Annotated in this window: 6 protein-coding genes; 1 reads left to right on the top strand and 5 read right to left on the bottom strand. The window is 72.4% G+C overall.

Annotated elements, in window-relative coordinates; all coding sequences use genetic code 11:
- Positions 1 to 784 precede the first annotated feature (784 nt).
- From ACGFYH_RS10390 to ACGFYH_RS10370, 5 genes are all read right to left on the bottom strand, one after another.
- A complete protein-coding gene (locus ACGFYH_RS10390; protein WP_393802711.1) occupies positions 785 to 1,144 on the bottom strand; it encodes an ASCH domain-containing protein in 360 nt (119 codons plus the stop codon).
- The gene (locus ACGFYH_RS10385; RefSeq protein WP_393802710.1) at positions 1,141 to 2,256 is read right to left on the bottom strand and encodes a hypothetical protein; all 1,116 of its coding nucleotides are present in this window, start codon (positions 2,254 to 2,256) and stop codon (positions 1,141 to 1,143) included. Before ACGFYH_RS10385 ends, ACGFYH_RS10390 begins: the two co-directional genes overlap by 4 nt.
- A gap of 650 nt (positions 2,257 to 2,906) precedes the next feature.
- Positions 2,907 to 3,347 carry a hypothetical protein gene (locus ACGFYH_RS10380; protein ID WP_393802709.1) on the bottom strand — a complete coding sequence of 147 codons (441 nt, stop codon included), beginning with the start codon at positions 3,345 to 3,347 and terminating at the stop codon, positions 2,907 to 2,909.
- A gap of 55 nt (positions 3,348 to 3,402) precedes the next feature.
- Complete coding sequence (locus ACGFYH_RS10375; protein ID WP_393802708.1) at positions 3,403 to 4,635, bottom strand: helix-turn-helix domain-containing protein; 1,233 nt, start codon at positions 4,633 to 4,635, stop codon at positions 3,403 to 3,405.
- Positions 4,636 to 5,234: 599 nt separating this feature from the next.
- Positions 5,235 to 7,802, bottom strand: coding sequence for a helicase-associated domain-containing protein (locus ACGFYH_RS10370; RefSeq protein ID WP_393802707.1), 2,568 nt, complete (start codon positions 7,800 to 7,802; stop codon positions 5,235 to 5,237).
- A gap of 129 nt (positions 7,803 to 7,931) precedes the next feature.
- Here ACGFYH_RS10370 and ACGFYH_RS10365 point away from each other — a divergent pair, with 129 nt between their 5' ends.
- Positions 7,932 to 8,930, top strand: a complete 999-nt coding sequence (locus tag ACGFYH_RS10365; protein ID WP_393802706.1) for a hypothetical protein — start codon at positions 7,932 to 7,934, stop codon at positions 8,928 to 8,930.
- Positions 8,931 to 9,124 lie beyond the last annotated feature (194 nt).

Genomic DNA, 9,124 nt, shown 5'->3' with positions numbered 1-9,124 from the left:
TTGGGGTGGGGTAGACACCCGCTGGGCGCTTCCCGGCCCCGGGCCCCCGCGGGGGGTCGTTTTCTTTTTTTTCTTTATTGCATCCGGGGGGCCCCCCCCGGGGGGGCGGGGGGGGGGGGGGGCCTGGGGCCGCCGCCGCTCCTTGTCTCCGCCACCGCTCCGGCGGCCCCCACCCGCTCAGCGCGCAACACCTCCAAGGCGGACAGTCAGACCAGGAAGCAACCCGACCACTCCGAGCACCAGGACCAGGCCGACACCGGCCAAGCGAGGTCGCGCCATCCGACCATCCGCACTTCGCAGCCGATGGAACTCAATGCAGCAGGCAGGCCCATGCGCCGGGCAACTGCGTCGGCAACGCCCAGGCCGGGACGAGGTCGAGGGCCGTGACGAATGGAAGCAGCGTGGCTGAGGCCGGCGGGGGGTGCTGGAGACACACGTGACGGGTGCTCGTTCGGCCCACCCGCCGCCGTGGCTGACTTTCGGTGGTGCAGGTCAGAACTGGGATGCAGCCGACCGGACTTCAACAGTGGCCCTCTCTAACTTGACATCGGGGTACGTGGGTTGGAGCCGCACCCGCGTTCGAGCACGCCGAGCGCCCCGGTACCATCGGCACCGGGGTCCTGACCAGGGATTCCAAGACCGGACCACCCCGGATCGCTGTCCAGGCTGAGGGGTGGTCCGGTCTCTTGTTGTGGGCGTCCGCCGCCCGCAGCACGGGCGCGAGCGGCGGACGCCAGGAAGCCGCGAGCAGTCCCCTCGGGGGAGCGGGGACAGCGCGGCGGGCTTACTGGGGTGGCAGCTCGATTTCGATGGCGAGCGCGCCGAGCGCTTCCTTCTCCGCCGGGTAGATATCCCGGATGTTGGCGAGCTGCTGCTCACGGGAGGAGGCTGGGTTGACGTTCGCCGGACCCTCCCCGTCGAGCAGTTCCTCGAACGTCTTGTACTCCGTGACCCGCTTCACCAGGACGTCACACGTCTCTTCGGTGCCCTTGATGCGGAAGCGGATGACGTCTCCGGCGGCCAGGTCTTCCAGGTGGGGGTACTTCACCCGCACCTCGATCGTCTTCTCACCGGCGGCGACGAGGTCGAAGTAACGGCGGTAGAGGTTCAGTTCGCGGACGCGCGCGGCGGCAGTTTCCGTCATGGGGCGGGAACGCTCCTTGCTGTTGCAGCGGACATGAGCCGGCCGAGTTCACCGGCCGAGTACGAGCGGAAGAAATGGCGTGGTTCGGCGAGTAGCACGTCGGTCAGACCGAGAAGGCGATCGACGTACTCTCCCAACGATCCGGGCCACTCGCGGGTGTCGAGCATCCACGGGGCCGCACCGTCGGGCAAGGGCGCGCGCCCCTCGCGGATGAGGGACTTGGACAGCTTCGCGCCCGTGTCCGTGACGACCTGGGGGCAGAAGAGCCGGGCGGTCATCTGTCCGCGAGTGAGGCCCACGGCCTGTAGGGCGCCGTCGACGAGCAGACAGCCGGGCATCCAGTCGCCGCCCTTGACCATGACGTACAGGGTGCCGCGCGCCCCAGCGATGGCCAGTTCCTTGACGAGGTTGCGGTACAGCGTGGCGAGGTCGAGGTAACCATCGGTCGCGGGTTCGATGACGACGTCGTATTCGCCGTGGTGCAGGCACACAGCCGAGATGGTTGCCCGCTCGAAACCGTCGTCACGGACGTGGGTCCGCTCGGCGTACTTCTCGGCCCACCCGCATCCCGGACGCGGGCAGGGGACGCGAACGTGTGGCACGCCGGACGACGGAGACAGATGCCAGCGGGCAGCGTCCAGGCGGGGCAGCAGACGCAGCCAGGTACGGCGGAAGTGCTCGCCCGCCTGCTGCTGGCTGTAGGTCTCGACGGAGTACGACACGTTCAGGCGCTCGGACAGGGCGGTGAACAGCGGCCGGTACAACTTGTCGACCTGGTCAGCGATGCCTGCCTCACCCAGGGCGTGCGCGTAGGCACGCTGGTAGCGGTGACCGGTCTCCTTGTCGGTGACGATGGCGTACGGAGCGTTGTCGAGTGCGCTGAACTGGACTTCCGCCGGTACGCCGAACCTGTCCCGGATCCGGGCCGCCGTGGCGAACGTGAGCGACTGAACCAGGGACGTGCCGACGTGCGGTGCTCCGTTGATCTGCGTTCCTACCACGAACACGATGCGCTCCGGAGCTACCTTGGCGATGTGCGGCCTCAGCAGGTCCTCAGCGCTCGTCAGCGCGTTGGCGAGCACGGTGTTCGGCGATACGGGATAGATGGTCACCGCGTCTTCCCCTCGGTAGATGGGCAGGACAGCGCCGCAGAGCGGCGGGTTTGCGTTCAGCGGTAGAGCTGCGATTGCGTGGTGGACCCGCCCCCGCGCCGGGGGGAACCGGAAGAGACGCGGGGGCGGGAGTCATCGGGTCGGACGACGCCCGCGGGGACGTCGGTGACGGCCCGCCCTTACGGAGGGGTGGGCTAACCCCCCGGCCAGGGCAGGATGCTGCGGAAGGCGAGGCCGGCGAGTCGGCAGCGGGTACACGCGGAGGCAGTACCGAGCGTCGTAGTCCGCCACGGTGAACACGAAGACGCGGCCTGCGGCGAGGGCGCGAAGGGCTTGCTCGTACGCCGCATCGCTTTCCGCCCACGCCCGTAACTGGACATCAGGGCGCGGGACTTCCGGCACGGCGAGAACGAGCGGTGCGTCACGGAGGCCCAGGGCCCCGCTGTCCGGGGACAGCAGCCGTGCGAAACGGTGCGCGGACGCTCTCAGCCACCGGGCCGCGAGGCGCGGGGAACGGCCGCGATAGGTGGCGAGCAGGACTTCTCGGGAGCCGCTGAGGTCGTGGGCGGTGGCTTCACATCGGAATGCGACGGGAGGTCGCACGAAGGCACGTGCAGAGGTCGGTGGGGCGAGCGTCAGCACGTTCGGGCTCACCGCCGACGGTCCTGGGCCGATTCCCGCGCCTTGATCATGCGGCCGAGCTGGTTGTAGTACAGCTCGACTTGCGCAGGGGTGAGGACGAGCATCGACTCGCAGGTGCCTCCGTCCTCGTAGTGGACGGTGACCGCCATGGCGGCCTGCTGCGCGCGGGGGTCGTACACGGCGTCGCGCTTCACGGGCGTGACGTGCGTGACCGGGACCGGCACGGGGCGCAGGGTGCTGCCGTCGGACCTTGCGCGCCAGTCCACGCCTCCGCCAGGCGGACGGAGTTGGTACGACGCCGAGCTGTCGCTTGGCAGCGCGACGACGACCCCGATCGTTCCCGCCTTGGCCAGATCGATGGCGAGGTCGCCAAGGCGGGGATGGAAGGGGCTGCCAGCGCTCAAAGTGGTCTGGGGCGCGGGGAGTTGCTGCGAGGTTCGATCGGCCATGCCCCGAAGCTAGGTGGGTGCTCGGGGCCCAATATGAATCGCAGGAATACGACCCCTACCCGTCGAGGTGGAAGCGGTCCGACATGCGACGCAGCTTCTCACGAGTGCTCGCCCGCTCGGCGTACACGATGCTGCGCAGGGTTGACCGGGCGATGGGGTGGTTCCGAACGAGCTGGGGAGCGATGATCTCGGCCTTCTCCAGTTCCTTCAGCGCCTTGTCGCGGTTCCCGTCCCACAGCCACGCGCGGGCAAGGTCCATGTGGTGGTGTCCCTGACGGGAGTTGGGAAGAGACGCGATCAACTCCTTACTCGTGCGCCGGTTTATCGACAGTGCCTCACGCTGCTCATGCATCTCCAGTGCGACGCTGATCGCATGGATCTGCACGTTGCCCGGCGAGAAAGTCAGACTGTGGCGGTCGTAGATCGGAGGTCCGGCGGCCTCAGCCATCCGCTTGGCCGCGCTCCGTGCATGCTTGATCCGATCCTTCGCTTCGGCTTTACGGCCGCCCCGCGCCGCCGAGACTGCCGCGCGCAGTTGCAGTGACCCCCATGCCCGTATGGCCAACGGCTCACCGCGGTCGTAATCCCGCTGCACGCTGCGAATCGCCTTGTCGGACAGGGCAACGGAGTCGTCCCAGTCGGCCGTGGCCCACATGTCCCACACGCGCATCCAGTCGGCGACGGCAGGCATCACCGGGTCACCGGACAGCCGTGCTGACCATGCGGCCCGTTCGCACGCCATAGCTACCAGCTCCGGGTGTCCAAGGGCGTGCGCGGCGGTGTGCGCGAACTTGCAGCACACCGCGTAGATGGCGTACGCCTCTTCCTGCTCATGGCCTGTGGCGACTTCGGCCAGGGCGCGCGCCTCACGGAACAGGTCGGGGAGCACCTGCACGATCGCCACGTTCGCGGCAGCGTCGCGGAGGCGGTGCAGGCGGGTGGTTTCCTGCCACAGCTGACCGGCTGGGCGGGGCGTTCCGTCGAAGACGGGAGCGAGGTCGTAGCGACGCAGCTCACGCATGATCGCGGCGGCAGACACCTGCCACTGATTCTCGGCCGGGGTGGTGCTGTTGTACGGACGCCCGATCAGGTCGTTCGGGTGTACGTGCAGTTCCGAGGCGAGCAGGTTGAGCAGGCCGACGCGGTCGAGTTCGATGTGCCCGCGTTCCATCTTGGACACCCAGCCCTGTGTCTTGCCCAGGGCGGCAGCGAGGTCGGCTTGCGTCATGCCGAGGCGGAGCCGTGCGCGACGTGCGCGACGGCCGATCTCTTCGGCTTCTTCCAGCATCAGCGCGCCCCCCTAGGGGTGAGGCGCCGGCATTCCAGCGGGCGGCGAGGCATCGTGCTCCATCCATCAGGGCTTGTCCCCTTGACGGTACCCAGGTCGCGGGCCGGGTGTGGAGTGCCCAGGACAGGAAGTGGCAACCTGCGAGGTTTGGACACTGGCCCGGCAGACCGCTCCACAGCTCGGATCTATCCGTTAGTGTGTGCATCGCGCCTGATCGTATGGACGATCAGCGGACCATTCACGGGGCGGCACCCTTTCGCGTGCGTGCGGCCGGACGACGGCTCGGCCAAACGTCAAGTGTGCCTGATCGCGGAGCCGGGCTGCCGGAGAGCTGCGTTGATGCTGCCGATGGGCGGGCCCTCCGGCGCGGCGGCCCCGGGGACCAGTGCGCCGGCAGCGCCGCGGTGGAGGTCAGGACGGTGGCGACACGGCGAACGGCGGTACGCATCGGGTTCTTCCTCCCGGTTCGTTCGCAGGGCACCCGGTGGCTGCCCGACCGTCGACGAACCGACGCGGAACGGGGAGAGGCTCCCCCGCGGGTGGAATCACCCGGCGCGGCGCGCGTGAACCACCGCGTACACCCGAGAGGCCGCCGGGTTTCAGCCCGCGTCGTCGGCCAGCTCCGCCACGCCGGTGATCCGGTGCAGCGGGTAGGTGCGCACCTCGTCCGCCGTGTGGTCGTACGCCGTGACGAAACCGCCCTCGACACGGATCGGGGCGATCACGCGCTGGCTGGCGGCGCCCTCCGCGTTCACGTAGCCGATCCACAGCGTCTCGCCGGTCAGGACCGCCGCCTGGATGGTGGCCAGCGTCTCGGCGGCGCCCGTGCGGGGCGGCTCTTTGCCCGTGGCACCGCCGTCGCCCTCTCCGTCCCCGGGGCCCGGCTTGCGCGGGGTCGTGGAGGCCAGGTCACCGGCCCGGACGGCACGGAGCGCCGCCGCCAGGAGCGTGTCGTCGGGGGCCGGGGGACCGTCCGGCACCGGCTCGGGCGCCGCCCGCGGCGGGGTGCGGCGGGAGTCCGCGCGGGCGATCAGCACGTCCCCCGCGGCGGACTCGGCGGCCGGCGCGAACCCCAGCGCGCGCAGCCCTTCCAGGAGCGCCGCCGGATCGGCCTGCGCGGCCAGCACGGTGGGGGCCAGGCGGCGCAGGCCGAGGCCGGCGGCCCGCTTGTCGGCGAGGATCTCGTCCAGCGTCGCGTCGTCGTCGCACCGCACGTACGCCGAGGCCGCGCCCACCCGCAGCCGCCCGTGCCGCCGGGCCACGTCGTCGATGAGGTACGTCAGCGGTTGCGGCACCGGCGTACGGGAGTGCCGGGCGAGGAACGCGTGCAGGTCGGCGGCGGTCCGCCCGGCGTCCAGCGCACGGCGTACCGAGCCCGGCGTGAACCGGTAGACGGTCGCCCCGCCCTTGGACTCCACGTCGGCGAGGACCCCCAGCACATCGGCCAGCGGACGCTCCAGCGGCCCCGGCGCCACCGCCGTCAGGTCGGCCTGGAGCAGCACGTGGTCCAGCGGCTCGGGAAAGAGCGGTTCGAGCAGCCGGGAGGCGGCCGCGGTGGCCGCGGCCCGTTCGGCGGAGGTCGCGGGCGGGGGCACCGGGGGCGTGCGGTGGTGGACGGGCAGCTTGTCACCGGGGCCCTCGGGCTCCGACGCCGGGCGCGGCGCCTCGGGTGCCCCGATCAGGGACCGTCCCGGCGCCGTCAGCGCCCCGCGCCCGGTGACGCCCAGCAGTTCGGCCTCGGACAGCGTCCACCGGGCGAGCCGGGACCGCAGATCCTCGTCCCGATTCCGGCCCGTCTCCCGCTGCGGGCCGCGCAACGGGCGCTCCCAGCGCAGCCGGGCCAGCACCGACTCCTCGGTGGCCGAGGCACCCTCGGGCAGCGCCGCCAGCAGGGCCAGCACCCGGTGCCGCACCTCCGGCGCCGCCGAACGGTCCAGGTTCGGGCCCAGTGCCGAGAGCGTACGGTCCTTCGCGTCCCGCCCGCCGACCACGCCGGACGTCCGGGTGGCCGTCAGCCACGTCCCCGCGAGCCCGGCCCAGCGCTCGGCCGGGGGCAGCTCGCGCCACTCGTCGTACGCCGGGGTCGCCGCGTACCGCTCGTCGGCCTCCCCGTCGGAGGCGATCAGCCCGGCCCCGTAGGCCAGCTCGACCCAGAACGCGGCGACCGGTTCGGGCACGTCCAGGGCGACCGCGGTCCGCTTCAGGTCGCGCACGCTCAGACCGCCGGCCCGCAGCACCGCGGGTCCTCCCTCGTCCCACTCCTTCAGCAGTTCCTCGACGGTCGCCAGCGCCGCCAGGGCCTGACCGGCCGCGGTGGCGTCCACCACCTGCGGACGGTGCGTGGCGGCGGCCTCCACCGGCGGCGGCACCGGCTCGGGCGTGCGGTGCGCCCGGCCCGCGCGCAGGTGCAGGGCGACCTCGCGGGGCAGCACGACCGTGCCGGGCGCGGTCGGCAGCAGCAAGCCCCGGTCGAGGAGCGCCCGCAGATGCGGCGCCGGGTCGTGGGTGACCTGCCCGTACGGCGGTCCCCACACCAGCCGGGCCAGCACCTCCCTGGACTCCCCGGGCAGCCCGGCCAGGAGCGCCGCCATCCGCCGCCGGTCGGCGAACAGGGTGCCGAGCGCGGACACGGCGGAGACGGAGTCGTGGGTCGAGGGCAGGCCGACGGCGGCGAGGATCTCCTGGATACGGCCCGGGGACATCCCCGCCGTCGCCTCCCGCACGGTGGGCCCGAGCCCCGTCGGGGAGGGATGCTGCGGGGAGGGCGCGAGCAGCTCGCGGGCGGTGCGCACCAGCCGCAGCCGGTCGTCGGCGCCCCACACCAGGGCCTGTTCGCGCAGCAGGGCGGCGGCCCGGGGCAGCGCGGCCGCGACGGCCGGGTCCTCCTCGTCACCGCCCATCAGAGCGAGCAGCTCGCCGTACGAAGCCGGGTCCGGCGCCACGGCCAGGGCCTCCGCCGTCTGCAGCGTGAACCGGTCCAGCCGCTCCAGCGCGCGCACCACCGAGGCACGGGTACCGGCTCGGGTGGCGAGCTGAGTGAGGTCGGTCGGCACGGGGGTGATGAGATCGGGACGACTGCGCAGGAGGGCGGCCAGCGAGACGTCGTCCCTGACGCGGAGCGCCTCCGCCAGGGACCGGGGGGCCGCGGACTTCTCCTCGGTGCTCATCCTGTTCACGTTAGCGGGTGGGTCCGACGGCGGGTGCGGGTGCGACGGCGCGGTGCCCTCGGCCGGGCGGCGCGGGATTCGGTACCTTCGTCCGGCGGGGTACCTCAACGCACCGCCCCGGAGGGGAACGTGGGGATCGAGAGCGACCAGGTCGTCTTCGAGTATCTGAGCCGCGTCGGCGACGTGGCCCAGCAGCGGCAGTTGCCGTCGGCCACCCGTATGCGGCTGGTCTCGGAGCTGCGCAACGAGATCGACCGGCACCGTGCGAAGACCACCGTGGACAGCCCCACCGCCGTCCGCCGCATCCTGGACCGGCTCGGCAGCCCCGACGACATCGTCGACGCGGCGGGTGGCAAGAGCGGCGGGCAGGCACCGGTGCCGCCGCCCGCCGCGGTGCCCGTCCAACGGGACCCCGCGCCCCGCAAGGCCGAGCGGCGCAGAAGCCTGCGGCGCACCGCACCCGCAACCGGCCCCGTGGTCGAGCCTGCCGCGTCCCCGCCGCACCTGGCGAGTGCGCAGGAGCTGGGGGGCACGGGCGGCCGGCGGCGGGACTGGTGGCGCGTGGAGAACGGCCCGTTCGCGGGCGCCGGAGACAGTGTGCCCGGGTTCGTCGGCGGCATCGAGATCCCGGAGCTGCTCAGGCCGCCGCCGGGGGCGGAGGACGAGGCGGAGAAGAGGAACACCGTCGGTGAGAAGGCGGCCGTGGAGGTGGTGGAGGCGGTCGCGGAGCCGGTGGCCGGAGAGGCTGTGGTCCGGCGCCGCCGCCTGCCCCGCCTGTGGCCCGAGGGGGGCTGGAACAACCCCCTGCTGCTGCTCGCCGCCGCCCTCCTGGTCGCCGGTGCCGTGTTCGGCAACCTCGTTCCGCTGGGCCTGGGCTGGCTGATCGCCTACCTCTCCCGCCGGCTGACCCCGGCCCAGTCGAAGTGGGCCGTCCTGGGCCTGCCCGGCACGGTCGCCGCCGCCGGTGCCGTCTGGCTGTGGGGCCGCACCGAGGGCCGCTGGGGCGACCCGGTCGCCGAGGGCCACATGAACGACGCCATCGCCGCAACCTGGCCCTGGGTCCTGCGCACCGCCGCCGTGGCCACGGCCCTGTACCTCCTCTGGCGCGCCCGCCGCCTTCGGGGCTGACCGGGGTGGGAGCGCCTGCCGTGGTCCCGGCTGTCCCGGGTGTGGTCCTGGGTGCTGCCCTGTGGTGAGGCCTCTGCCCCGCCGCCTTCGGGGTTGAGCGGGGTGGGAGCGCCTGCCGTGGTCCCGGCTGTCCCGGGTGTGGTCCTGGGTGCTGCCCTGTGGTGAGGCCTCTGCCCCGCCGCCTTCGGGGTTGA

It is taken from the genome of Streptomyces sp. NPDC048392 (assembly GCF_043200575.1).
GTDB lineage: Bacteria > Actinomycetota > Actinomycetes > Streptomycetales > Streptomycetaceae > Streptomyces.
Note: the sequence above shows the minus strand (reverse complement) of the source record. Positions and strands in the feature narration are given on the sequence as shown.

Bases quoted from the DNA above. Each gene is read 5' to 3' on its own strand.
- ACGFYH_RS10370 (WP_393802707.1), bottom strand. From the start codon at position 7,802: ATGAGCACCGAGGAGAAGTCCGCGGCCCCCCGGTCCCTGGCGGAGGCG.
- ACGFYH_RS10390 (WP_393802711.1), bottom strand. From the start codon at position 1,144: ATGACGGAAACTGCCGCCGCGCGCGTCCGCGAACTGAACCTCTACCGC.
- ACGFYH_RS10380 (WP_393802709.1), bottom strand. From the start codon at position 3,347: ATGGCCGATCGAACCTCGCAGCAACTCCCCGCGCCCCAGACCACTTTG.
- ACGFYH_RS10375 (WP_393802708.1), bottom strand. From the start codon at position 4,635: ATGCTGGAAGAAGCCGAAGAGATCGGCCGTCGCGCACGTCGCGCACGG.